We start from the raw sequence: 22,725 nt of genomic DNA on the forward strand, positions 1-22,725 counted from the left end.
GTTAGAATTTTCGGGAATAATCTGAAAATTTGGCGGTGGGCAATATGATTCTAAAGGACATAACTGTATCCTTTGGTCCGACGGGTGAAGAAAATATTGTATTGGCAGCTTTAAACTATACTGTGAATGAAGGGATTGTGCAGGGGATAATAGGGTCTAGTTCGAGCGGGAAATCGACTTTAGCAAGAATTATGATTGGAGAAATTGCCCCATTGACTGGTGAAATAGTGAATACTAAAAAAGGTAAATCAATAGGTTTATTAAGCAAAAGACGAAAAAGAAGGTTAAGTTTAATTACTTTTAAAAGAAGGGGTAAGTGTTTTAGTGCCATTGAAAGAATTAAAAGTAATCCTCCTCAAATATTGATTATCGATGATATTGAAGATTTTGATTTTAATAAGTTATCGGAACTCTTGTATAACAGAAGAGCAAATTGTTTCACAACAATTCTTTTATCCAATAACTTTATGATTCTTAAAAAACACACATCAAATATCGTTTATCTAGAAAACGGTAAAATCAATGTCTAGCTTATACATTATGGAGGTTGTAATGTCTAAACAGTCAGAGTTAATAAATGCATTTTGTGGATCCGCCCCCGGATGGCCTTTAGTACTGTATTTCCACCATGTACATCCAACTTTAAAACACTATACCAGTATTACACCTAAAGACTTTGAGGAGGGTTTAAACTTGTTATTGAACAATTTTAAAGTAATAGACCCTTCCGTTATAAGTAAAAGGTCTTTCGATTGGAATCCTAAAGAACCATCAGTATTAATTACGTTCGATGACGGGTTTAGAGACACATATGATTTTGCATTACCTTTACTTAATAAGTATGAGGTAAAGGCTATCTTCTTTTTGACAACAAATAATATAGGCATAAAATCTTTATGTTTAAATCCCTGGAAAAATTATTTGTCATGGACTGAAATAATTGAATTGCATAGTATGGGACATACTATAGGTGCACATACCTTGTCACATTCAGCTTTAAATAAATTATCAATGAAAGAGGCTAATAATGAAATTATAATTTCAATAGATACCTTAAAAAGTAAGTTTAATAGTGATTCTATTCATTTTTCTTATCCTTACGGCTTATTACCCCGATCGGAAATAATCTTCCCTGAGGATACTTTAGCATTTGGGACAGTTAAAGCACCAGCACAATCGTGGGAAAAAATAGATACTAATATTCGCAGGACCTATCTTCCTGCTAGGCAAAATCATGAATGGAAAAGGTTGGTATATAAATGGAGAATGCAATGGTACGGGTAACAGTGATCATCCCTACTAAAGATAGGGAACATGATCTTAAAAGGTGTTTACAAGGATTATTAAAAAATAATGTTGCATTGATTGAGGAAATAATCATTATCGATGATAATTCTAAAAAGCCTCTTACGATAAAAGAATTTGATTTACCTTTAAAAATAATTAGAAACAGCAAATCAATTGGTGCAGCTGCATGTAGGAATAAAGCTGTAGATTTGGTTAAGTCTAAAATAATTGCTTTTCTTGATGATGATGCTATACCAACTCCCGATTGGATAGCTACTGCAATTTCTTTTCTCGAAAAAAGAAAATGTGGGATTACAGGAAGAGTACTCCGCTTTGACCGTGGTATTGTATCAAAAGCAAGACAGGAGAGATATAACATGAGGTACAAAAATCTAAGAAGAGGAGATAAAGTTGATTTTTTTTCGGGCGGTAACAGTGCGATTTGGACTGATATTTTTAAAAGGGTTAATGGGTTCAGTCGCTTATCTAGCGGTGGAGATAACGAAATAGTAGGAGATTTAGATGCTATTGGTTATGAAATTTGCTTTATTCCCGAATTAGTGATTTTACATAGGAATAGCAAAGGTGTAAAGCAGGCTGTTAAGGAGGCTTTTAAATCTGGAAGAGAAAAATCAGATGCTATTTGCTGGAAAACCTTTATTAAAGAAATAGTAAAATTCCGAAACTTATATCAAGGATCTTTAATCGTTTCATTATTTAATGGATGTTTGAACATTATCCATTTAACTGCTCGACTATCCGCTAAGAAAAAAATATAAGGAGAATAGATTAAATGTCAATAAATTTAGCATTAATTGGTTATGGGGCGGCAGGAAAGCAGCATGTTGAAGCTATCAACAGTACCGAAGAAGTAAATCTTATAGGTGTTTTTGAACAAGATAAAACTAAACGAATAGACAATTATAAATCATATTCTAGTTGGCAAGATGTTTTAGATGATCCAAAAGTTGACGCAATAGCTTTTTGTGTTCAACCTCAATTTAAAACAAAAATGGCTATTGAAGCTATGAAAAAAGGTAAATCAATTTTATTAGAAAAGCCCCCGTGTCTTAGTGAAAAAGAATTAGATGAATTAATTGAATACTCAAATATTTATAATAAGGTTATTGGAGTAATGTTACAACATCGTTACCAGTTACCAAAAGAAGTGTTTGATATTGAGTGGGGACCTGAAACAATAGCTACATTAGAAGTATCAAGACCACGAGAGATGAAAAGGTATTTTAGGTCTTGGCGAGAAAATCCAAATTCAGCTGGGGGTGGAATTACGACTCATATAGGTATTCATTACATTGATATTGCATCAATTTTATTAGGGAAACCGGTCTCCTTTTTATTTGAAGGTATACGTAACTATCAATATGGCTTAGATATAAGAACAGCAGGAATAATAAAATTTAGTAATGGATCTGTACTTACCTTAGCAGTAACAGCTGAGGCAAAAAAAAGAAACGAACGAATAATAATATATGATCGAGATAATGTATTTACTTATATAAACGGAACTGTATATTTAGAAAGCGGTATAAATCAGAAGCAGATTTATCCTAAGAAAACAACAGATGATTTAAGAAAGTTAGTGTATGAGGATTTCTCTTACTCAGTAAAAATAGGGAAACGCCCAGAAATATGTAATATTGAAAATTTTAGAGGAACGATAAAAATTATTGAGAAAATGAATTCTAATATAAGGGCACTAAAATGAGTGGATATGTGGGGTTTTCAACTAATTGTTTTCCTGAGAAAACTGCAGATGAAATACTTGCTTATTTAAAAAAACTTAAATGTAATACCCTAGATTTAAGAGTAGGTAAAGGACAAAAATGGGAGGAAAAGGGATGTGATTTTTTTATTGAAAATGGAATAAAAATTGCATTTATAGGATTAGATTTAGTTCTGGGAAAACAATTTTTTACTAAAGAGCTAATAAAGGAACTGTTAACTCCCTATAAAAATTTAAATGTAAAATTAAAAATATTAGCTCATAAGTCTTGTATGAGTGAACACAACAAGATGATTACAATACAGCAAATTTCTGAAATTAAAAAAAATATATTGAATAAGAATATTTTAGTGGAAACTCATTATGGTTACGCTGATATAGATACTTTGCTAACATTACACCAAGAAACTGGCGTTGATATTCTTTTGGATATTATGGGCCTCTTTAAAATTTGCAATGATATTGAAAATATTAGTTTATTACGCTTGAAAAAAGCTGTAAAAGCAATGCAAATAAAAGGATTTGATTGGTGTAATCCAATAAATTCTCGGCATTTACCTTTAGAGAAAATAAATTTAAATCCATTAAAAAAAATTCTTGAGCTGTTAGATAATCCATCTATGTTTATTACAATTGAAACGCGCTCTAACTCCTACGAAGAAGATTACTTAATTACTAAACAACTACTTAATCAAATAAATACTTAAGATTGGAGGTATTGACGGTGAATTTGGCCATAATCGGAGATGAAATCGATCAAGATTTAGATAATGTTATTTCCACAGTTCAGGAATGCGATTACAAAGGAATTGAGGTTAGGTCTGTATGGAATATAAGACCAGATCAACTTAACGATGAACAATTGGACTCTATTAGATATAGTATTGAAAAAAAGGGTTTGAGTATTGTTGGTTTTGATTCCCCTGTTTTTAAAACGGCAATTCCCAAGACAATAAAGCAGATAGAAGAAGCGAGAGATAGTTTTTTACATGCAGTTCATCAAGCGAGAATTTTAAAAGCCCAATTCATTAGAGTCTTCTCATTTTATAGAAAAGAACAACCTGAGCCAAAAGAGGCGGGAAGAATAATGAAAGGTATTATTGAAGATATTATACCAAAGGATATTATGATACTTGTGGAAACTGGAATGAGAACGAATACACCTTCAATAGTACAAATGATCGATTTGTTAGAAGTATTAAATAATAATAGAGTAGGTGTACTTTGGGATCCTGGAAATACAGTTTATTCTGGATTTAATAAAAATCCATTTCCTAATGATTATAAATTAGGGAGAGATGTTATAAAGCATATTCATGTAAAAGATTCCAAAGGTCAAAAAGAATACGTCAATATTGGCGATGGAGATGTCCCATGGAAAGATATCGTGAAATTTTTAACTAATGACGGTTATGATGGTTGGTTTTCACTTGAAACTCACTGGAGACCAGATCGTATAATTCCTCAACAGATAAGAGATAATCCTTGGTATGATGAATTTTCAAGAGGAGGGTATGAAGCAAGTTTAAAAAGTATGAAAGAGTTTGCTTCATATTTTAAATAAAAATATGAATGTCTTACAAAAAAATAATCCTGTATTTTTATTGGGAGTGCAACGGTCAGGTACAACAGCATTATCGTATTCCTTGAACCATGAGTTTAACAAACATGGCGGTCTATTTACCATTAATGGGAAATTAATTTACTTTTTACAAAGATGGCTTACTGATGACGATATCGCTTTTGGACATTTTAGATCTGATGAAATTTCTTTCGCATTAAGAAGAATTATGCCCAGCGGAATTGGAGTGGAAAATTGGTTAAAGAAAGTTGATCTCGCTCTTCATGAAGCAGCAGCTTTGGTAGCTAACGGGACTGATTTGGATGCTGTTAGTTTGTCACGTCAAATCATTATGAAAGCTTATGAAGACTATATATTATGGGGCGATAAGTATAACGAGTATATGCATCAAATACCGTATATTGATAAATTGTTTCCGGATGCCAAATATATACTGCTAATTCGCAATCCATTTGACGTTTCAAATTCCATCTTAAACTGGAATAAAAATAAGCCATGGCGTCCATTTAACTCTACCAATAATTTAATAAAATGGAAGAGTTGGCATGAACCAATTATTTCAATTATGCGCAAGTGGGAAAAAGATAAGTATCTTATAATTGAATACAATGATCTGTGTGAAGGAAAAGAGACAGAACGTTTAACAAACTTTTTGAACATGTCATTTCATAATACGCTCAATAATTTAAAAATAAATAAAAAAAATTCCGATTTTTCAGTTGATTTATTACCGCCTACAATAAGAGACATTTGGCTTGAATTGATCAAAAATAGATAGTTTTCAGAATATAACCCCAATTATATTTACAATCTTTTTATATAATGTTAAAATAAACCACGGAAGTATTATTTTAACTATAAAGGAGGTGAGATAATATGAAAAAGAAAAAAATCGAAAAACTTTTAAATATTAAAGGAAGTGTATCTGTAATTAGCAAATAAGTAGTTTTAAAGAAACAAATAAGGCAAATTATTTAACATTTGCCTTATTTGTTGTTTGGATCAATATATAAGGGGCTGTCTACTATGGTTCAAATGGTCAATTCAACAAACTTAAAAAAATTCATTTCTCAAGTTTTGCAAAGAGTAGGTTTACCTATGAGAGATGCCGAAATTACATCAGATGTTTTGGTTAGTGCTAATCTTTGTGGTATTGATTCTCATGGAATTTCATTAACTGAGACTTATATTAAGCGAATTAAAGAAGGTGGAATTAGGATTAATCCTAAAAGGAATATTGAAAAACTTAATGACATGTTAGAAATGATAGATGCTGATGGAGGAATAGGTCCGGCAACAGCATCTCTAGCTACAGAAAATGCTGTAAAAAAAGCTAAAGAAGAGGGGGTTGGGATCGTTATGGTTAAAAACAGTAATCATATTGGTATGCTTGGATATTATGCTAATATGATTGCTGAAAATGAAATGATAGGTATAGTATTGACGAATTCAGGACCAAACGTAGCAGCTTGGGGAGGGGCCGAGGCTGTATTGGGTAATAATGCAATGGCAGTTTGTTTTCCTGGAAGGCAAGAGAATTCTTTTTTACTAGATATTGCTTCTGGGGAAGTTGCTTGCGGTAAAGTAAGAGCAGCTGTAGAAAAAGGAGATGAAAAAATACCTTTGGGCTGGATTGTTGACAAAAATGGTAAAAATACCGATAACCCGTTAGATTTTTTAAATGAGGGGGTAGTTTTGCCATTCGGTAAACACAAAGGATACGGCATTGGCATGTTAATCGATTTGTTTACTGGCGTATTAAGTGGTGGGCTATACGCTTCTCAAGTAAAAAGACAAAGGGCAGATTATTCCTCAGTTGCAGAATCTTCACATACTTTTATTGGAATACGTATAAATATTTTTATGGAATTAGAACAATTTTTTTATAGAATGGAGGATTGGATTTCCTTAATTAAATCTTCAAAAAAAGCAGAAGGAACTGAGGAAATTTTAATACCTGGTGAACGTGAGAAAAGATTTTATCAAAAAAAAATAAAAGAAGGGATAAGTTTAGATCAGAAGCAAATAGAGACATTAAATAATTTAGGGAAACAATATAACATAGATACTCGGATCTTGCAAAAATAAGATAGGAGTGGGTAATATGATTCCTTTAGTAGAAGAGCGATTAAATAAGAAAATCAAAATTAAAAATAAATCCAGGAGTGATTTTTCTTTTAGAATGAAAGTTCAAGAAGAGAGGTTGCAGGAGCTTTTGAGTTATGCAACACAAAAAGTTCCGAAATTTTTAAATTTAGAAAAAGAAAATTCGGTAAATCCAAGAATTCTATTGAATGAAATATCTCCAGTAGATAAAGAACAAATTATAGATAGTTACGAAGATTATGTATCGGATGATATAAATAATATAAATGAAAATGATTGTTATGTTACAAATACCTCAGGCTCTACAGGAACCCCCTTTTCTTCTATACATAATATTGAATCCTATTATGAGGGACTAGCTAACCTTATGTTCATTTTAGATGAATATAACATAACGGAGCATCCAAGGATTTTAAGAATTGCTGGAAGAATTAATGGATTTTCAGATAAAACAGAAGAAACTTTACCATTTTTCAGTTTAGGTTTAATAGGTATAAATGGTTCTTTAGGTAAGTTTGAAACAAGTATACTGAATCAAATTATAGACTTTAAGCCAAATATTATAAGTGGTCATGGTTCTGAAATCCTCTTATTATACAAAATTTTCGAAAAAAATCAATTACTTCATAAACTAAAGGGCATTAAATTACTAATATGCGGTGGAGAATCTTTAACAAGTCAAACCCGAAATTACATAAAAAATGCCTATAAGTCGAAAGTAGTTGATACTTATGGGATGCAGGAAATAGGAGATATAGCAGTCCAGTGTTCGTCCAAAGAGGATCATTATCATATTTATGAGGAAAGTGTAATTATTGAATTAATTGATGAAGATGGAAACTTAATAAATGAAAAGAATAATCAATCAGGAGAATTCGTGGTTACTGGATTAATAAACAAATATATGCCATTTATGAGATATAAAACTGGGGATACGGGTTTAATATCAAGTAAATGTCCTTGCGGATATAAAGGTGAAACAATTAAATTACTTGAAGGTCGAAAAATGAATCCGGTTGTTTTAAAGGATGGTGATTTATTAAATACGTATGTTTTAAAGAGAGATTTGGAAGATATAAATGTTGTTTGCTTCCAATTAAAGCAGTCAATTCCAGGGGAAATTGATATTAATATTGTAATTAATGAAGAAAAAAACAAAGTAGATATATTTAAATACAGAGAAAAGTTAAATTTAGAATTAGGATGTAAATTAGACATCAGGTTAAATTTTTGTAATATCGAAGATTTAATAGGGAGTAATGGGAAAATAAAGTCTTTTTTATGTAATGTTGAAACGAGTTAAATCTGGAGGAATTACTATGTTAAATAAATATAGTTCATGGTTATACGTATTAACCGTTCTTTTTTCCTCAACATCTTCTTCAATGTATATAATTGCTTTAACTTGGATTCTATATGAAACATCAGGTAATGCATTCTATTCTGGCTTAATAGTTGGAATTGGTTTTATCCCAGGATTGTTAGTAAATCTCTTTTCAGGAGTTATTATTGATCGCTTAAATAAAAAAAAAATTATCATTATTTCTTTATCAATTCAGAGTTTAATGATTTTATTTCTGACAATCTTTATTGCTACCAACTCATTAGTTGTTTGGACAATAATTACATCTCACGTAATAGTCCAATTGTTGAGTTCAATTATTAGACCTGCTATGCAGGCCCTTATTGTACAAACTTTTTCGAAAAAAGAGTATACAAAGATCATAGGAATTTCAACAAGTATCGGTGAAATAGGATGGATTCTTGGGGTTAGTTCCACAGGATTTTTATTAATATTTTTAGATGCAGTATATATTTTTTTGATAATATTAATAATTAGCCTCCTATCTTTATTATCTTTATCTTTTATAAAATCTATTAATGTTAATTCAATTCAATTAGAACGGGAGAAAAATTCGATATTATTCGATCTTAAAGATGGTTTTAACTATTTATTAAAAAATAAGATCATATTAGGACTTTTTGGAATTGGATGTGTTGGTCAGCTAGTATTGCATTCAAACACCGGTCTACTTTCTGTTTATACTAAGACATATCTTGGTAAACCAAGCTTTATATTTGGTTTACTGGAAGCAGCCTTGTCTACTGGGGCGATACTTGCTGGTTTAATTATTTCATGGTTATTTTTAAAAACAAAATCCTTTGTCCCAACTATATCTATAGGTGTTGTTATTTTAGGACTTTCTCTCCTTTCTTTTAGTAGAACTATTATTTTGTCTTTTTTTGGTATTTTCTTTTTAGGCTTTGGTACTGCTTTGTTAAGAGTAGTTACACAATCCATACAACAAATGATTACTGATTCATTATATCATGGTAGAATGGCCAGCTACAGAATGTTTATTAACCAAGGATCTGTAGTTATAGGAAGCCCAATACTAGGACTAATAAGTGAAACTTATGGAGCTAATTTCGCTTACATGGTTTTACTAATACCAACCATTATTGCTTTGATATATACCATAGTTTTTCTCAAACAAAAAAGTACTCATCAATTAATCTCATCAGTTATTTCTAGATAAAGAGATATTAATAAATATAAAAAACAAAACTTTTTATTAATATTACAGTTAATCTGACACTATTTTTTGCAAAGGATGTGTTACATATAAGAAAAAAATTCATTTTATTCAGACGGTTATTTAAAATTTATATGAAAGAATAATGGCAGGAGGTCTATTTCTTCACCAACACATATTGTAAGTTTTCTAATTCAAACATATCAATCAGTTCATCGATCTCTTTAAAATCGATATGTTTTCCAAACCGTTTTTTGCTTAGGTCAATTTCTACGTCCAATTGATTATTCTTTTCTTTCGTTTCGAGTCCATCTACACAAGAATAGATTTCGATGGTTTCTCCTTTTGACAGCTCTTTTTCAATGAATTTAAAAAGTGCACGAAGAGAATGAATGATGTCTAATTCATAAACAAAAGGATGCGTGAATTTGTTTCTTACCGCTTCATAGACGGGATCTAGATAATCAATGTGAATGCCTTCGAAATCCTCTTCTGTTTCAAATACTTCTATCAAAAGTTCTTCTTTTTGATAGGTTTTTGGCTTTTTTTGTTTTTTATCAAACATGTTGATATTGAGTTCAGAGAATGGTTTATAGGTAGGATTTTGACCAATGGTACCAAGCGGCAGTTCTTTGTTTGATCCAATATAATGATGTAAAGTCATGGGCTGTCCTCTTTTCTTCAATGATTTCTCGTTCGTTGATTATTTTCTTTTTATCAATAAATGGTGGAATGTGCAATTCTTTTCACATACGTTCTCTACAAAAGAGAAGGGCAAGTCGTTTGACTAAATACCTCTTAGGGTATACTATCTGTTCATAGAAAGAATAGAAAGGGGTACTTGTGCATGGAATATAATCAGCAGATGAAGAACCGTCTTCGCCGGATTGAGGGGCAGATTAAAGGGGTTCTTGCGATGATGGAGCAGGGAAAGGATTGCCGCGAGGTGGTGACGCAGCTGTCTGCATCACGCAATGCCATTGATCGTGCAATGGGCGTGATTGTGAGTACAAATCTTGAACAATGTGTCCGTGAAAGCCTTGAACAAGGCAAGGATACGGAGGGGCTTGTGAAAGAAGCAGTTGAGCTATTGGTGAAAAGCCGGTAAGAAATTCTTCAGCCTTTGAAGGTTGACGGATTTTTTTACTTGTTATAATATACCCTTACCGGTATGTGTATATATTTTTGTTTTCTATATACCCCCATGGGTAATAATAAAGGAGGAGCAAGATGGCAGAACAGAAAAAACGCACGACGATTGTGCTATTTAGTGGAGATTATGATAAAGCGATGGCGGCTTACATTATTGCCAATGGTGCAGCAGCCTATGATCATGAAGTGACGATTTTTCATACCTTTTGGGGGCTGAATGCCTTGCGCAAGGATGAAATGGTGCCAATGAAAAAGGGTTTTTTAGAAAAAATGTTTGGCAAGATGATGCCGCGCGGGGCTGATCAAATGGGCATTTCAAAGATGAATTTTGCTGGAATGGGCCCAAAGATGATTAAGCACGTCATCAAAAAGCACAATGCCATGACCTTGCCGCAGCTCATTGATATGGCAAAGGAACAGGAGATCAATCTCGTAGCATGTACAATGACGATGGACCTTTTAGGGCTGCAGGAGAAAGAATTATTAGATGAGATTCAATATGCTGGTGTCGCCGCTTATTTAGCAGAGGCTGAAATTGGGAACGTGAATTTATTTATTTAGTGAGGTGATGAAATGATTCAAACGATTTTGTTCATCCTGGTGATTGGCTTACTTGTGAGCCGCTTTCTGCCGGTTCGAGGTGTGAACCAAATGGATGCAGCTGATATGAAGAAAAAACTGAAAAACCAAGGTCAACAGCTCATTGACGTACGATCTCCAGTAGAATTTCAAACAAACCATATTAAAGGGTTTCGAAACATTCCTTTACCTCAGTTAAAAGAACGAGCTTCTCAGCTTGAGAAAAATGAAGAGATCTACGTGATATGCCAAAGCGGAATGAGAAGTATGCAGGCAGCGAAAATATTGAAGAAGCAAGGATTTACTCATATTACTAACATCAAGGGTGGTATGAATGCTTGGCATTAAGCACGCATAAAAATATACCCCCTCCCCTATATAAAGGAGGATATCACATGCAGCAACCAACAATTATTTTAGATGCAAAAGGATTGGCATGCCCGATGCCGATTGTGAAAACAAAAAAACAAATGAATGAGCTTTTGCCAGGAGATGTACTTGAAGTGCAAGCTACCGATAAAGGATCAGCAGCGGATTTAGCAGCTTGGTCAAAAAGTGCCGGCCATGAGTTTTTAGGAACAAAAGTAGAAGGACAGGTGCTTCATCATTTGATTCGTAAGGGCGGAGCGCAAGAGGAAGAGCCTATGATTTCGGAAATATCTTTGAATGCCTTTCAACAGAAGGTAAAAGAAGATCAATCTCTGTTTATTTTGGATGTACGAGAGCTGGATGAATACGAAGCGGGGCATATCCCAGGAGCTGTTCATATCCCGCTTGGTGAGGTGGAACATCGTGCAGAGGAGTTAACAAGAGAATCGGACATTTATCTCATCTGTCATTCAGGCAGAAGAAGTGAATTAGCTGCGCAAAAGCTAAAAGAGAAAGGATTTCAACAATTAATCAATGTGGTGCCAGGCATGAATAGCTGGACAGGAGCCATTGAAAAATAGGAGCTGAATAAAACATGACGGTTAAAGCCATAACTGCAGAGCAGTTAACAAAAAAGATCGTGGGCAAAGAGCCGCTCTTTTTGCTAGATGTGCGAAATCAAGCAGATGTGCAGGACTGGAAGATTGAAGGGGAAGCAATCGTTGATTTGAATGTGCCTTATTTTGATCTGCTTGACGGAGTAGAGGACCTTTTACAGCACATTCCTAGTGACCGTGAAGTATTGGTGGTTTGTGCCAAGGAAGGTTCCTCTATCCTGGTGGCGGAGATGCTGTCAGAGGCTGGCGTGCCTGTTCATTATCTGCAGGGCGGCATGAAGGCATGGAGTGAGCATCTAGAGCCAGTGAAAATAGGTGATTTAAGCGGCGGAGGAGAGCTGTATCAATTTGTACGAATGGGCAAAGGGTGTCTGTCCTATATGATCGTGTCCAATGGAGAAGCCGTGGTTGTAGATGCAGCTCGAATGACGGAGATCTATATCGATTTTGCGAAAAAGCATGATGTCTCTGTGACGCATGTGCTGGATACTCACCTTCATGCGGATCATATTTCTGGTGGGAAAAAGTTGGCTGAACAAACGGGTGCCACCTACTGGCTGCCGCCAAAAGATGCAGAAGAGGTAACCTTTGAATATGAACGTCTTGAAGAAGGACAGCTGATAACGATTGGAGCAGCTTCTATTGATATTCAACCCATTTATTCCCCGGGACATACGATCGGCTCAACATCTTTTATCGTAGACAATCAATATCTTCTTTCAGGTGATATTTTGTTTATTGATTCAATTGGAAGACCTGATCTTGCTGGAATGGCGGAGGACTGGGTAGATGATTTGAGAGAGACGCTTTATGATCGGTATATGGCGTTTTCAAAGGAATACATCGTTCTGCCTGCGCACTTCATGACCATCGAAGAAATGAATGAAGACGGCAGTGTTTGGAAGGAGCTCGGCTCACTTTTAAAAGAAAATCATGGGCTCCATATTGAAGATCAACATGTGTTTAGAAAGATGGTGACGGAAGGTCTGCCTGCACAGCCGCATGCCTTCCAAGAGATTCGTCAAGCCAATATGGGGAAGCTGAACCCAGATGTGGAAGAGCAACGTGAAATGGAAATGGGTCCAAACCGTTGTGCGATTCGATAATGTCCAATAAAATAAGAAAAGAGGAACAATCAAATGACATCAGATCAAATTTTAGACGTAACAGGGCTCGCATGCCCAATGCCGATTATTCGAACGAAGAAAAAAATGGACGACTTGGCGGAAGGTCAAGTTTTAGAAATACATGCAACAGATAAAGGGGCTAAAGCTGACTTGGCCGCATGGGCGAAGTCAAGCGGACATGAATTGATCACGCAGACAGAAGAAGGTCACGTGCTGAAGTTCTGGTTGAGAAAAGGGTCCTAAAGGATGTAGGGGTATCTGCTGAAGATCCCCTTTTCCTTTTGCAAAGGAGGAGACCAGCGTGGATTTTGCATTTTTGATTACTCTTTTTATCATCGGATGTATTGGTTCCTTCTTATCAGGAATGGTGGGGATCGGCGGATCTGTGATCAACTATCCCATGCTTCTTTATATCCCGCCTCTTTTCGGTGTGATGGCACTATCAGCACACGAGGTATCAGGGATTGGCGCCATTCAAGTGCTTTTTTCGACACTGGGTGGTGTACTTGCTTATCGGAAAAGTGGATTTTTACATCGCTCGCTGATTTTATATATGGGAAGCAGTATATTAGCGGGCAGCTTATTAGGCAGTTATGTATCACATTTTATGCCGGAGAAAGGGATGAATCTCGTCTATGGATTACTCGCCATTGTGGCGGTAATTCTCATGCTGATTCCGAAAAAAGGGCAGCGTGCAGACGCAGAGGGAGAAGTCACTTTTCATAAAGGGCTGGCATCAGCTATTGCCTTTGTGATTGGCAGTGTTTCCGGGGTATTAGGTGCAGGCGGAGCATTTATTTTAGTGCCTGTGATGCTGTCTATTTTAAAAATTCCTGTACGGATGACGATTGCGTCGTCACTTGCAATTACGTTTCTTTCTGCGATAGGCGCATCGACTGGAAAGGTATTGACGGGTCAGGTCATGCTTCTTCCTGCTGTTGTGCTGATGGCGGCAAGTTTGATGGCAGCTCCGATTGGTGCGAAGGTCGGTCAGAAAATCAACGCCGTCTACTTGCAATGGGCACTTGCTGTGATGATTACGGCGACAGCGGTCAAAATTTGGCTGGATATTTTATAAAGAAAAGACCAACAAAGCAAGCATGTTGGTCTTTTTTATTGGACGTCATCGTGCTCGATATACGTTTCTAGTGCTGGGTGGTACTCTTTTTGATAATGAAGGTTGGGACATGTTTTCACGACTTTGCCTTGCAGGGCATTGGACTTTGAGACTTCTAATGCTGATTTACATTTAGGACAGCGTTCGGCAAAGAATGAGGGCCAGCGTTTCATGTATCACCACTCCAGTTAAAGTCTTAAAAACCGATTATATTAATATGAATTATAGGGGATCATGCAGGTGAGGTCAATGGGTGTTTGGGTCTTTTTAACAAAAAAAGAAGCATCATGAGAGATGCTTCTTTATCGTTCATATTCTTAATAGGCTTTCGCCCAGAACACCATATCAGATGCAGGCTTTCCGCAGCAGACACATGTGCCAGAAATGGTTTCCTGTTCGAATGGAATACAGCGTGAGGTCGCGCCTGTTCTTTCTTTAATGTCGTTTTCACAGGCCTCATCACCGCACCACATGGCTTTAATCAATCGGTTTTCTTCCGCAAGAATTTGCTCGATGTCTTCGATTGTGTGGGCGTGTGATGTCTTTTCATGTAATCGTTCTTTCGCTTTTTCGTACATCGTCCGCTGGATGTCTTCAAGCGTTGCTGTGATGGTTTGTTCAAGGGCATCTAACGTGACAGCTTGCTTTTCACCAGTGTCTCGTCTTGCAAGCATCACCTGTCCTTTTTCGATGTCCTTTGGTCCTACTTCTACACGTAGCGGAATACCCTGCATTTCACACTCGTTAAATTTCCAGCCTGGCTGTTTATCGCTTGCGTCGATGTCAGCACGTGCGATGCGGGCGAGTCGATTCTTCAATTCGTAGGCATGATCCAGCACACCTTCTTTATGAGAAGCGATTGGGACGATACGCACTTGGGTTGGCGCAATATTTGGCGGGAGGACGAGCCCTCTGTCATCGCCATGAACCATGATCATAGCGCCAATGATTCTTGTTGTGAAACCCCAAGAGGTTTGCTGGACGTGCTCTAGTTTTCCTTCACGGTTTAAGAATTCGATGCCAAATGCTTTGGCAAATCCGTTCCCGAAGAAATGAGAAGTGGCAGTTTGCAGCGCTTTTCCATCATGCATCAAGCTTTCAACCGTATAGGTGAAGCGAGCGCCGGCGAATTTTTCCTTCTCTGTTTTTCTCCCTTTAATGACAGGAATGGCAAGGAGATCTTCGCAAAGAGAAGCGTAAATGTGAAGCATTCTTTCTGTTTCTTCAATCGCTTCTTGCTCAGTCTCATGGCACGTGTGCCCTTCCTGCCATAGGAATTCAAGGGTTCTGAGGAAGGGACGTGTTGTCTTTTCCCAGCGGACGACATTGGCCCATTGGTTATATAGCTTCGGTAAATCGCGGTAGGAATGAATAATGTTTTTGTAATGCTCAGCGAACAGCACTTCAGAGGTCGGTCTGACGCAGAGCCTTTCTTGTAATTCGGATTCACCGCCATGTGTCACCCACGCCACTTCAGGAGCAAAGCCTTCAATATGATCTTTTTCCTGCTGAAGCAGGCTCTCTGGGATAAAGAGCGGCATATAGACATTCTCATGACCCGTTTCTTTAATCTGGCGGTCAAGTTCGTCGCGAATATTCTCCCAGATTTTAAAGCCGTACGGCTGTATGATCATACTGCCTCTTACGCTTGAATAATCGACGAGCCGCGCCTTTGTGACAACATCTGTATACCACTGGGTAAAGTCGTCTTCCATGCTTGTAATTTTCTCAACAAATTGTTTCTTTGACATTGCAGGTTCCTCCTTTTTTAAAACAAAAAAGCTGTACTTTAAGTTAGGGACCATTCCTGGTGGTACCACCCTAATTTAAAGCACAGCTTTACACTCAATCATGATAACGGTATGAACCGCTGTATGAAACAGAACTAAATCGGCAGGTTCACTTGAAGATGTCAGTAGGAACTTCTCAGCACCGTTCCCTCTCTGTTAAAGATCGATTCAAGCTACTATTCCAGATCTACGTTGATCCTCGTTCGTTGATTTTTCATCAGTTTACCTGTAAACGGAGGAGAAAGCAAGTTGTTCTGATTCCTTTTACGGCGCCTTTTGTTTAGGTAACAGAATGGCAGTATTTTTCTATTTTTACAGCTTGCGAGTTATGTAAGGCTATGCTAATATATTTGAAGAAAAAAATAGACTTGTATAACCTCAATAATATGGTTTGAGGGTTTCTACCAGGATCCGATAAATCCTGATTACAAAAGCGCGCTTTCCTTTTTTGTAATCAGGGTTTTTTTGTTTGTCTGCACCCTGTATCAAAAGTGAAAGCGATGATATACAGAAGGGATGTTAGACATGAACTGGAGAGTATATTTATTAGCCGTTTCTACTTTTGCGGTTGGATTAGTTGAGCTTGTGGTAGGGGGCATTCTGCCAAGTCTTGCAGAGGATTTGAATGTGTCTCTTGCAACAGCCGGACAGCTCATTACGGTATTTGCGATTGTGTATGCCATTTCAGCACCCGTGCTGCTGACCGCTACAGCCAAAATCGAACGAAAGCGCCTTTATTTAATCGCGTTATTGGTGTTTACATTAGGGAATGTGTTCACTTATTTTAGTTCGACCTTTGCCCTTGTCATGATATCAAGGGTGTTGATTGCCATGAGCACAGCGCTTGTGGTGGTATTATCTTTGACGATCACTGCCAAATTGGTGGAACCAGAGCATCGTGCAAAGGCTTTAGGGCTGATTTTTATAGGAATTAGTTCTTCACTTGTTCTCGGTGTACCGATCGGTATTTTTATTACAGAGAGCTTTGGCTGGAGAGTGATGTTTTTAGGAATCAGTATTCTTTCTGCCATATCGATGGTTCTGATCTATTTTCTATTGGAGAAAATGCCTGTTGAAAAAGTGACGCCTCTTAGAAAGCAGATTCGTTCTTTAGGACATCCGAAAATTTTTAGTGCACACTTGATCAGTTTGTTTATGCTTGCAGGCCATTATATGCTTTATTCTTATTTCACTCCATTTCTGATGGAAGTTCTGCATATGACCCCGTTTTGGATTAGTATTTGTTATTTAATCTTCGGACTTGCGTCGATAGGCGGGAATGGATTTGGCGGCTGGCTGAGTGACAAACTGGGTTCAGGGAAAGCCATTTTGCTTGTGACAATCGCGTTTGCGGTTGTCATGTTTACCATTCCTTATACAGCGGGGGTGTTCGCGCTCTTTATGGTGATGGTTGTCCTTTGGGGTGCACTCAGCTGGGCACTGACGCCTGCTTTGCAGAGTTATTTGATTCAAACAGATCCTGTCACGTCTGATATTCAGCAGAGCTTAAATACATCGGCCTTGCAAATCGGTATTTCGATTGGATCTGCGGTTGGCGGAGTCATGTTTACGATGACCGGTTCATCTGTTGATCTCGCTAAATTCGGTGCTGTGTTTGTACTGATTGCCTTTAGCTGTGCGGTGATTTCGCTTAAGAGACCGCCGCTTTATATGGATCGTCAGCATCATGCTGAAATGAAGACAAAGAGCTAAAATAAAGATCATTTTAGCCCTTTGTCAACAATCTGTAGCTGCCTAACATTAGGCAGCTTTTTTATGTTCATTTCAAATTCACACGAAAAGTACTTTCTATTCAAAGACGGCCATTTCGCCGATTGGTTGGAAGCCGGCACGTTGATAAATGTTTTTGCCGTCAGCTGAAGCTTGTAGGATGACACATTTTTGTTTATTCTCTGTCTGGGTCAGAAGGTAATGGAACATGTCACTGCCAAGTCCTTTGCCGCGGTGTTCTTCCCTTGTCATGACATCATAAATACCGTAGCTGGCGTTTGTCTCGAATAATAAGCCTGTTGTGACCGGCTTGTGGTGTTCATATCCCACGAACATGCGAGCTTTTGAGTGCAATGCTTCAATCGAAAAACGCTGGAAATAGTCTTCTAAGGCGGCGGCCTCAGTCGATCCTTTGAATAGTTCTATAAAGATATGTTTGTAATCAAAGAGTGTCTGCTCATCAAGTACTTCCTTGATTGTAAGTGATGAGGATGTGACTGGATCAATGTCACCTGTATGCTCAAGCATCATGATGGTATTGCGTTCGACCTCTTGAAGCTGATATTCCTTTAATAAATCAGCCCAATCAGGATGGAGTAAACGGTGATCGACCCATGTGCTGAATATGAGTTTCTGTGACCGCATGTGTTCAATGGCTGCTTTCACTTTATTCGGATCTTGGATTTGAGCTGATGTTGGTAAGAGCAAATTGAACGTGTCAGTCGATATATGAGTATTTGATAGAACGAAATCGTCCGATGCAAGGAAGGCTCCGTTCACAGCAGAGGAAAACAGATGTATCTTTTCTTCTAACTGGTGAATGGCCATTTGTTGTTCAGGATTCATTTAGATCACCTTTTCATTATGATAAATTGGATGACATCCCCATGATTATAGCATGTGACAGGATGAGGAGAATCTAGTAAAAAAGTGCATATGCAATTTTCAGGTCTTATGTCCTATTGTTTTACTCACATCGACATTTCTTTTGACTCCTTTCTTCATTATTAGTACCATTTTATTAACCAGTTAAGAGTGGAGGTTCAGATGGAAACAAAAGAGCAGATTGTATTAAAAGCGATTCAAGATCTGATTATGCATAGGGAAAAGAGACGGAATGATCCAACAGATCCACTGATTACCACGACTGATACACTCAAACAAGAATGGACACTCACACAGCTTCACATTTTATCGATGATTCAAGCCAATCCAAACGAATCAAACAATACATTTCTATCTCAACAGTTAAAACTATCAAAGCCAGCTATTACAAAGGCTGTGAAAAAACTAATTGAAAAAGGCATGGTGGACTATTGCCACCGGCAAGGTGATAAGAAATCTGTCTATTATTCTTTGACAGAGGAAGGCAAGCAATTGGCGGCGCTGCATGATGAACTACATGATAAAGCAGTCACGTCCTATTTAGAATTTCTCCACCAGTTTCATGAGGATGAATTACAAGTGATTGAGCGTTTCTTAAAGGCTTGGAAAGAAAAGATATAGATAAAAAAAACCGAAACCATCGTACAAAAGGAGATGATGGTTTCGGTTTTTTTATGGTAAAATTAACATATATTGACGTTGTTCTTAGCCGTGATGAAAGGGAGGGAGCTCATTGGAGAAAGAAATGATAGAAAATTATAAAAAATACGCATTCATCATGCCATTTGTGGGATTGTTTGTCAGCGTGCTATTATTTGTTTATTTTTTTGGTATTGCAGGACCTGGAGAACCAATTTGGGCTGCTGCTTTGTATTGTGCTCTGCCCTTTTTGGTGAATACGATATGTTTCTTGCCTGTATGTATTTATTTTAAAGTCAGCAAAAAAAGTGAGGAACATACATGATTGTCGTCAGTGCTTGTCTTGCTGGGTTGAAGGTTCGTTATAATGGCAGCCATCGATTAGATCAGCGAATTGAGGAGCTTGTTCAGGAGGGAAAGGCAGTCACAGTTTGTCCTGAGCTGCTTGGCGGCTTCTCCACGCCAAGGCCTCCCGCAGAAATCATTGGCGGAGACGGACATGATGTATTACAGGGCCTCGCCTCCGTGATTGATGTACATGGAAATGATGTCACGGAGATGTATGTAAAAGGCGCGAAGGCCGCGCTGGAACAGGTTCAGTCTCTGAAAGCGACGGCAGTTGTGTTAAAACAGTACAGCCCTTCCTGCGGCAGCCGGATGATTTATCGCGGAGATTTTAACGGGGGAACAAAAGCTGGAGATGGAGTGACATCCGCCTTGCTTAAACAGCACGGAATTCAAGTATTTTCTGAGGAGGATGATTGGACTTCACTGTTTTTATAGGTGTGGTGTGAATAGAAGGAGGAGTTAGGTTGAAAAAGTGGATGATTGGTTTAGTCGTCATTATTTTATTAGGAATTGGTATTTATTTTCTAATCAATGCAAATACATACTCTTTTGATGATGTGGCCTCAATTGATCAGAACAAGGTGACTTCGATTCAAATTGAGCATGATAATGAGCGTGTTAAAGTGGAAAAGAAAGAGGATATTCAAAAGCTGCTGAAGGAATTTTCGGGTATGAAATTAAAGAAAACGAATGAAACTAAAAAAACTTCAAAAGAGTCTTATTGGATCAGAGTGTATGAGAATGAGAAGGAAACATATGGTCTGACTTTTTACGATCAAACAATTTTAGAAACATATGATTTTTCTAAAACAAAAGATCAAACCAGCGAATATCAAATCGTTGACACCAATCAAGTTGATATAGGAAAATATATCAAATAGCTCAGCCAGAATTTCATGCATGATCAATTGAAAATTAGGGTATAGTGCTTGGTAATTAAAAAGGAAGCGGAGGTTTGTTTGATGAGTGGATTAACAGATACAGTCACATTAGCAAACGGAGTAAAAATGCCGAAGCTAGGCTTTGGTGTATGGCAGGTAAAAGATGGGGATGAGGCTGTAAATGCCGTCAAAGACGCTCTTGAAGCGGGCTACCGCAGCATTGATACAGCAGCCGCCTATCAAAATGAAGAAGGGGTAGGCAAAGCCATTCAGCAATCAGGCATCTCTCGCGATGATCTATTCATTACGACAAAGGTCTGGAATAATGATCAAGGCTATGAATCAACACTCGAAGCCTTTGAAACAAGTATGAACAAGCTGGGATTAGATGTATTAGATCTTTATTTAATTCATTGGCCTGTTGAAGGCAAATATAAAGAAACATGGAAAGCGCTAGAAAAACTATATAAGGATGGACGCGTCCGAGCGATCGGAGTGTGTAATTTCCATCAGCATCATTTAGAGGATTTATTGGAAGAGGCAGAAGTTGTGCCAATGGTGAATCAAATCGAGCTGCATCCGAAGCTGACGCAGGAGCCTTTACGAGACTACTGCAAATCGAAAGGAATTCATGTAGAGGCGTGGTCGCCATTAGGAAGCGGGAAGCTTCTAAACCATCCTGTTCTTCAGGATATCGCGAAAAAACATGACAAGTCAGTAGCGCAAGTGATCCTTCGCTGGGACTTGCAGCATGGCATTATCACCATTCCAAAATCTGTAACAAAGAGCCGAATCATCGAAAACACACAAGTCTTCGATTTCGAGCTGTCCGCACGTGAGATGGGTGTCATTGATCAGCTCAATGAAGATGAGCGCACAGGTCCAGATCCAGATAACTTTGATTTTTAATCGAAAGAAAAGCACAGGTGCGATGCCTGTGCTTTTTATGTGCAGTTTTTTGATGTTGAAAGGCCTCAATGATTTGAATGGCGTCGATAATCTTTTCTTTACATAGTCTCCAATCAAACCATCGAATATATGAGAAGAAAGGCCCTTCCGTTTTATGGAATTGAGCCGCCGACATTGCCTTTAGGTATGTATTTCCTGTATGATAAAGAATGGTATGTTTTGATTAAATTTAAGAGGTGTTTATATAGATGGAAAAACAATATCGCGTTTTACTTTACTATCAATATGTCCCCATTGAGGACCCAGAGACGTTTACAGCAGAGCATTTAGCATTCTGTAAGGAGCTTGGTTTGTTAGGCCGTATCCTTGTATCAGCAGAAGGCTTGAACGGAACGGTTTCTGGAACCATTGAGCAAACGGACAAGTACATGCAAGCGTTAAAAGAAGATCCGCGCTTTGCGTCTATGCCGATCAAAATTGACGAAGCAGATGGACATGCGTTTAAGAAAATGCACGTCCGCCACCGGAAGGAACTCGTGAACCTCAGCCTTGAGGATGACGTGAATCCGTTAGAATTAACGGGGAAACATCTTAGCCCGGTCGAATTTTACGAGCAAATGCAATCACCTGATACGGTTGTGATTGATGCACGTAATGATTACGAGTTTGATGTTGGTCACTTTAGAGGGGCAGTCCGTCCTGATATTGAGACATTCCGTGAATTACCTGAGTGGATTCGTGACAATAAAGAGATTCTTGAAGGGAAAAAAATCCTGACGTATTGCACAGGCGGTGTACGCTGTGAGAAATTCTCAGGCTGGTTAAAGCGTGAAGGCTTTGAAGATGTCTCTCAGCTTGACGGCGGAATTGTTACTTACGGAAAAGACCCAGAAGTGCAAGGGAAGCTATGGGACGGTCAATGCTATGTGTTTGATAATCGCTTAACAGTACCAGTGAATCAAACAGAGCATGTGGTTGTCGGAAAAGATTTCTTCACTGGTGAGCCTTGCGAGCGTTATGTGAACTGTGCGAACCCTGCATGTAACCGTAAGATGATTGCCACTGAAGAGAGTGAGCATAAGTATATGCGCAGCTGCAGTCATGAATGCCGCACAAGCGAACGGAACCTGTATGTGAAACAACACAATTTATCTGAAGAAGAAGTACAAGAAAGACTAGCTGTCATTGAAAAAGAACAAGCGATTTCACAAGGATAGAGGGAATCCCCTCTATCCTTTTTTTCTATACATGACGGGGATTAGAAGATAGAGGAAGTCATTTCCTCTATCTTTTTTGTTTTGTTTTTTTCAAAATAAGGGTAAAGG

The 22,725-nt window shown here is 37.6% G+C and carries 28 protein-coding genes and 1 riboswitch; of the genes, 24 read left to right on the forward strand and 4 right to left on the reverse strand.

What is annotated here, in order from left to right; genetic code table 11:
- Positions 1 to 44: 44 nt before the first annotated feature.
- The 10 genes from MHI23_RS01230 (at position 45) to MHI23_RS01275 (ending at position 9,259) form a co-directional block, all read left to right on the forward strand.
- Positions 45 to 530 (forward strand): ATP-binding cassette domain-containing protein, encoded by a 486-nt coding sequence (locus tag MHI23_RS01230; RefSeq protein ID WP_024427467.1) that lies wholly within the window; start codon positions 45 to 47, stop codon positions 528 to 530.
- Between the two features lie 22 nt (positions 531 to 552).
- Complete coding sequence (locus tag MHI23_RS01235; protein ID WP_024427466.1) at positions 553 to 1,284, forward strand: polysaccharide deacetylase family protein; 732 nt, start codon at positions 553 to 555, stop codon at positions 1,282 to 1,284.
- Complete coding sequence (locus MHI23_RS01240) at positions 1,260 to 2,066, forward strand: glycosyltransferase (protein WP_080652956.1); 807 nt, start codon at positions 1,260 to 1,262, stop codon at positions 2,064 to 2,066. The genes MHI23_RS01235 and MHI23_RS01240 overlap by 25 nt, the downstream gene beginning before the upstream one ends.
- Before the next feature lie 14 nt (positions 2,067 to 2,080).
- On the forward strand, positions 2,081 to 3,013 hold the full coding sequence (locus tag MHI23_RS01245) for a Gfo/Idh/MocA family oxidoreductase (protein WP_087978242.1): 933 nt from the start codon (positions 2,081 to 2,083) through the stop codon (positions 3,011 to 3,013).
- Positions 3,010 to 3,738 (forward strand): hypothetical protein, encoded by a 729-nt coding sequence (locus tag MHI23_RS01250; protein ID WP_087978241.1) that lies wholly within the window; start codon positions 3,010 to 3,012, stop codon positions 3,736 to 3,738. Before MHI23_RS01245 ends, MHI23_RS01250 begins: the two co-directional genes overlap by 4 nt.
- 17 nt (positions 3,739 to 3,755) lie before the next feature.
- A complete protein-coding gene (locus tag MHI23_RS01255; RefSeq protein WP_024427462.1) occupies positions 3,756 to 4,595 on the forward strand; it encodes a sugar phosphate isomerase/epimerase family protein in 840 nt (279 codons plus the stop codon).
- Positions 4,576 to 5,391 (forward strand): sulfotransferase, encoded by an 816-nt coding sequence (locus MHI23_RS01260; RefSeq protein ID WP_087978240.1) that lies wholly within the window; start codon positions 4,576 to 4,578, stop codon positions 5,389 to 5,391. The genes MHI23_RS01255 and MHI23_RS01260 overlap by 20 nt, the downstream gene beginning before the upstream one ends.
- 248 nt (positions 5,392 to 5,639) lie before the next feature.
- Positions 5,640 to 6,701, forward strand: coding sequence for an Ldh family oxidoreductase (locus MHI23_RS01265; protein WP_125587489.1), 1,062 nt, complete (start codon positions 5,640 to 5,642; stop codon positions 6,699 to 6,701).
- A gap of 16 nt (positions 6,702 to 6,717) precedes the next feature.
- A complete protein-coding gene (locus tag MHI23_RS01270) occupies positions 6,718 to 8,022 on the forward strand; it encodes an AMP-binding protein (RefSeq protein WP_087978238.1) in 1,305 nt (434 codons plus the stop codon).
- Positions 8,023 to 8,038: 16 nt separating this feature from the next.
- Positions 8,039 to 9,259, forward strand: a complete 1,221-nt coding sequence (locus tag MHI23_RS01275) for an MFS transporter (RefSeq protein ID WP_164512184.1) — start codon at positions 8,039 to 8,041, stop codon at positions 9,257 to 9,259.
- Between the two features lie 154 nt (positions 9,260 to 9,413).
- On the opposite strand, the gene MHI23_RS01280 is transcribed toward MHI23_RS01275, so the two are convergent.
- Positions 9,414 to 9,920, reverse strand: a complete 507-nt coding sequence (locus MHI23_RS01280) for a hypothetical protein (protein ID WP_024427457.1) — start codon at positions 9,918 to 9,920, stop codon at positions 9,414 to 9,416.
- A gap of 183 nt (positions 9,921 to 10,103) precedes the next feature.
- On the opposite strand from MHI23_RS01280, the gene MHI23_RS01285 reads away from it, so the two are divergent.
- The 7 genes from MHI23_RS01285 to MHI23_RS01315 all read left to right on the forward strand — a co-directional run bounded on the left by MHI23_RS01285 (position 10,104) and on the right by MHI23_RS01315 (position 14,178).
- Entirely contained in the window at positions 10,104 to 10,364 is a 261-nt protein-coding gene (locus tag MHI23_RS01285) for a metal-sensitive transcriptional regulator (protein ID WP_003217059.1), read from the forward strand.
- 122 nt (positions 10,365 to 10,486) lie between these two features.
- Positions 10,487 to 10,969, forward strand: coding sequence for a DsrE/DsrF/DrsH-like family protein (locus tag MHI23_RS01290; RefSeq protein WP_339240713.1), 483 nt, complete (start codon positions 10,487 to 10,489; stop codon positions 10,967 to 10,969).
- A gap of 12 nt (positions 10,970 to 10,981) precedes the next feature.
- Entirely contained in the window at positions 10,982 to 11,335 is a 354-nt protein-coding gene (locus MHI23_RS01295) for a rhodanese-like domain-containing protein (RefSeq protein WP_025092501.1), read from the forward strand.
- A 47-nt stretch (positions 11,336 to 11,382) separates the two neighbouring features.
- Positions 11,383 to 11,937: a sulfurtransferase TusA family protein gene (locus tag MHI23_RS01300; protein ID WP_208946068.1), complete on the forward strand. Its 555-nt coding sequence runs from the start codon at positions 11,383 to 11,385 to the stop codon at positions 11,935 to 11,937.
- A 14-nt stretch (positions 11,938 to 11,951) separates the two neighbouring features.
- Complete coding sequence (locus MHI23_RS01305) at positions 11,952 to 13,079, forward strand: MBL fold metallo-hydrolase (RefSeq protein ID WP_342492205.1); 1,128 nt, start codon at positions 11,952 to 11,954, stop codon at positions 13,077 to 13,079.
- A 33-nt stretch (positions 13,080 to 13,112) separates the two neighbouring features.
- Positions 13,113 to 13,343 carry a sulfurtransferase TusA family protein gene (locus tag MHI23_RS01310; RefSeq protein ID WP_342492206.1) on the forward strand — a complete coding sequence of 77 codons (231 nt, stop codon included), beginning with the start codon at positions 13,113 to 13,115 and terminating at the stop codon, positions 13,341 to 13,343.
- A 58-nt stretch (positions 13,344 to 13,401) separates the two neighbouring features.
- Positions 13,402 to 14,178, forward strand: a complete 777-nt coding sequence (locus MHI23_RS01315; RefSeq protein WP_046313651.1) for a sulfite exporter TauE/SafE family protein — start codon at positions 13,402 to 13,404, stop codon at positions 14,176 to 14,178.
- Between the two features lie 35 nt (positions 14,179 to 14,213).
- On the opposite strand, the gene MHI23_RS01320 is transcribed toward MHI23_RS01315, so the two are convergent.
- Together MHI23_RS01320 and proS are read right to left on the reverse strand one after the other, a co-directional pair.
- Positions 14,214 to 14,390, reverse strand: coding sequence for a hypothetical protein (locus MHI23_RS01320; protein WP_162860209.1), 177 nt, complete (start codon positions 14,388 to 14,390; stop codon positions 14,214 to 14,216).
- 144 nt (positions 14,391 to 14,534) lie between these two features.
- The gene (proS, locus tag MHI23_RS01325) at positions 14,535 to 15,968 is read right to left on the reverse strand and encodes a proline--tRNA ligase (RefSeq protein WP_268437399.1); all 1,434 of its coding nucleotides are present in this window, start codon (positions 15,966 to 15,968) and stop codon (positions 14,535 to 14,537) included.
- Positions 15,969 to 16,355: 387 nt separating this feature from the next.
- Positions 16,356 to 16,455, forward strand: a riboswitch (purine riboswitch).
- A gap of 77 nt (positions 16,456 to 16,532) precedes the next feature.
- On the opposite strand from proS, the gene MHI23_RS01330 reads away from it, so the two are divergent.
- Positions 16,533 to 17,720, forward strand: coding sequence for an MFS transporter (locus tag MHI23_RS01330; RefSeq protein ID WP_335374704.1), 1,188 nt, complete (start codon positions 16,533 to 16,535; stop codon positions 17,718 to 17,720).
- A 96-nt stretch (positions 17,721 to 17,816) separates the two neighbouring features.
- Here MHI23_RS01330 and MHI23_RS01335 read toward each other — a convergent pair whose 3' ends face one another.
- Positions 17,817 to 18,584 (reverse strand): GNAT family N-acetyltransferase, encoded by a 768-nt coding sequence (locus tag MHI23_RS01335; RefSeq protein ID WP_125587566.1) that lies wholly within the window; start codon positions 18,582 to 18,584, stop codon positions 17,817 to 17,819.
- Positions 18,585 to 18,785: 201 nt separating this feature from the next.
- Here MHI23_RS01335 and MHI23_RS01340 point away from each other — a divergent pair, with 201 nt between their 5' ends.
- The 6 genes from MHI23_RS01340 (at position 18,786) to MHI23_RS01365 (ending at position 22,617) form a co-directional block, all read left to right on the forward strand.
- Positions 18,786 to 19,244 (forward strand): MarR family transcriptional regulator, encoded by a 459-nt coding sequence (locus MHI23_RS01340; protein WP_024424416.1) that lies wholly within the window; start codon positions 18,786 to 18,788, stop codon positions 19,242 to 19,244.
- 112 nt (positions 19,245 to 19,356) lie between these two features.
- A complete protein-coding gene (locus MHI23_RS01345) occupies positions 19,357 to 19,587 on the forward strand; it encodes a hypothetical protein (RefSeq protein WP_029706600.1) in 231 nt (76 codons plus the stop codon).
- Positions 19,584 to 20,045, forward strand: a complete 462-nt coding sequence (locus tag MHI23_RS01350) for a DUF523 domain-containing protein (RefSeq protein ID WP_317222255.1) — start codon at positions 19,584 to 19,586, stop codon at positions 20,043 to 20,045. The genes MHI23_RS01345 and MHI23_RS01350 overlap by 4 nt, the downstream gene beginning before the upstream one ends.
- Positions 20,046 to 20,074: 29 nt before the next feature.
- Positions 20,075 to 20,491, forward strand: coding sequence for a DUF5301 domain-containing protein (locus MHI23_RS01355; RefSeq protein WP_342492207.1), 417 nt, complete (start codon positions 20,075 to 20,077; stop codon positions 20,489 to 20,491).
- Positions 20,492 to 20,572: 81 nt separating this feature from the next.
- Complete coding sequence (locus MHI23_RS01360; RefSeq protein WP_034283114.1) at positions 20,573 to 21,400, forward strand: aldo/keto reductase; 828 nt, start codon at positions 20,573 to 20,575, stop codon at positions 21,398 to 21,400.
- A gap of 248 nt (positions 21,401 to 21,648) precedes the next feature.
- Positions 21,649 to 22,617 carry a rhodanese-related sulfurtransferase gene (locus tag MHI23_RS01365; RefSeq protein ID WP_024424412.1) on the forward strand — a complete coding sequence of 323 codons (969 nt, stop codon included), beginning with the start codon at positions 21,649 to 21,651 and terminating at the stop codon, positions 22,615 to 22,617.
- Positions 22,618 to 22,725: the final 108 nt, after the last annotated feature.

This window comes from Bacillus sp. FSL M7-0003 (assembly GCF_038628485.1).
Taxonomy (GTDB): Bacteria; Bacillota; Bacilli; order Bacillales; family Bacillaceae; genus Bacillus; species Bacillus safensis.

Bases quoted from the DNA above. Each gene is read 5' to 3' on its own strand.
- MHI23_RS01270 (WP_087978238.1), top strand. From the start codon at position 6,718: ATGATTCCTTTAGTAGAAGAGCGATTAAATAAGAAAATCAAAATTAAA.
- MHI23_RS01240 (WP_080652956.1), top strand. From the start codon at position 1,260: ATGGAGAATGCAATGGTACGGGTAACAGTGATCATCCCTACTAAAGAT.
- MHI23_RS01305 (WP_342492205.1), top strand. From the start codon at position 11,952: ATGACGGTTAAAGCCATAACTGCAGAGCAGTTAACAAAAAAGATCGTG.
- MHI23_RS01265 (WP_125587489.1), top strand. From the start codon at position 5,640: ATGGTTCAAATGGTCAATTCAACAAACTTAAAAAAATTCATTTCTCAA.
- MHI23_RS01365 (WP_024424412.1), top strand. From the start codon at position 21,649: ATGGAAAAACAATATCGCGTTTTACTTTACTATCAATATGTCCCCATT.
- MHI23_RS01230 (WP_024427467.1), top strand. From the start codon at position 45: ATGATTCTAAAGGACATAACTGTATCCTTTGGTCCGACGGGTGAAGAA.
- MHI23_RS01245 (WP_087978242.1), top strand. From the start codon at position 2,081: ATGTCAATAAATTTAGCATTAATTGGTTATGGGGCGGCAGGAAAGCAG.
- proS (WP_268437399.1), bottom strand. From the start codon at position 15,968: ATGTCAAAGAAACAATTTGTTGAGAAAATTACAAGCATGGAAGACGAC.
- MHI23_RS01350 (WP_317222255.1), top strand. From the start codon at position 19,584: ATGATTGTCGTCAGTGCTTGTCTTGCTGGGTTGAAGGTTCGTTATAAT.
- MHI23_RS01235 (WP_024427466.1), top strand. From the start codon at position 553: ATGTCTAAACAGTCAGAGTTAATAAATGCATTTTGTGGATCCGCCCCC.
- MHI23_RS01295 (WP_025092501.1), top strand. From the start codon at position 10,982: ATGATTCAAACGATTTTGTTCATCCTGGTGATTGGCTTACTTGTGAGC.
- MHI23_RS01360 (WP_034283114.1), top strand. From the start codon at position 20,573: ATGAGTGGATTAACAGATACAGTCACATTAGCAAACGGAGTAAAAATG.
- MHI23_RS01320 (WP_162860209.1), bottom strand. From the start codon at position 14,390: ATGAAACGCTGGCCCTCATTCTTTGCCGAACGCTGTCCTAAATGTAAA.
- MHI23_RS01275 (WP_164512184.1), top strand. From the start codon at position 8,039: ATGTTAAATAAATATAGTTCATGGTTATACGTATTAACCGTTCTTTTT.
- MHI23_RS01300 (WP_208946068.1), top strand. From the start codon at position 11,383: ATGCAGCAACCAACAATTATTTTAGATGCAAAAGGATTGGCATGCCCG.
- MHI23_RS01310 (WP_342492206.1), top strand. From the start codon at position 13,113: ATGACATCAGATCAAATTTTAGACGTAACAGGGCTCGCATGCCCAATG.
- MHI23_RS01340 (WP_024424416.1), top strand. From the start codon at position 18,786: ATGGAAACAAAAGAGCAGATTGTATTAAAAGCGATTCAAGATCTGATT.
- MHI23_RS01290 (WP_339240713.1), top strand. From the start codon at position 10,487: ATGGCAGAACAGAAAAAACGCACGACGATTGTGCTATTTAGTGGAGAT.
- MHI23_RS01335 (WP_125587566.1), bottom strand. From the start codon at position 18,584: ATGAATCCTGAACAACAAATGGCCATTCACCAGTTAGAAGAAAAGATA.
- MHI23_RS01250 (WP_087978241.1), top strand. From the start codon at position 3,010: ATGAGTGGATATGTGGGGTTTTCAACTAATTGTTTTCCTGAGAAAACT.
- MHI23_RS01280 (WP_024427457.1), bottom strand. From the start codon at position 9,920: ATGACTTTACATCATTATATTGGATCAAACAAAGAACTGCCGCTTGGT.
- MHI23_RS01330 (WP_335374704.1), top strand. From the start codon at position 16,533: ATGAACTGGAGAGTATATTTATTAGCCGTTTCTACTTTTGCGGTTGGA.
- MHI23_RS01285 (WP_003217059.1), top strand. From the start codon at position 10,104: ATGGAATATAATCAGCAGATGAAGAACCGTCTTCGCCGGATTGAGGGG.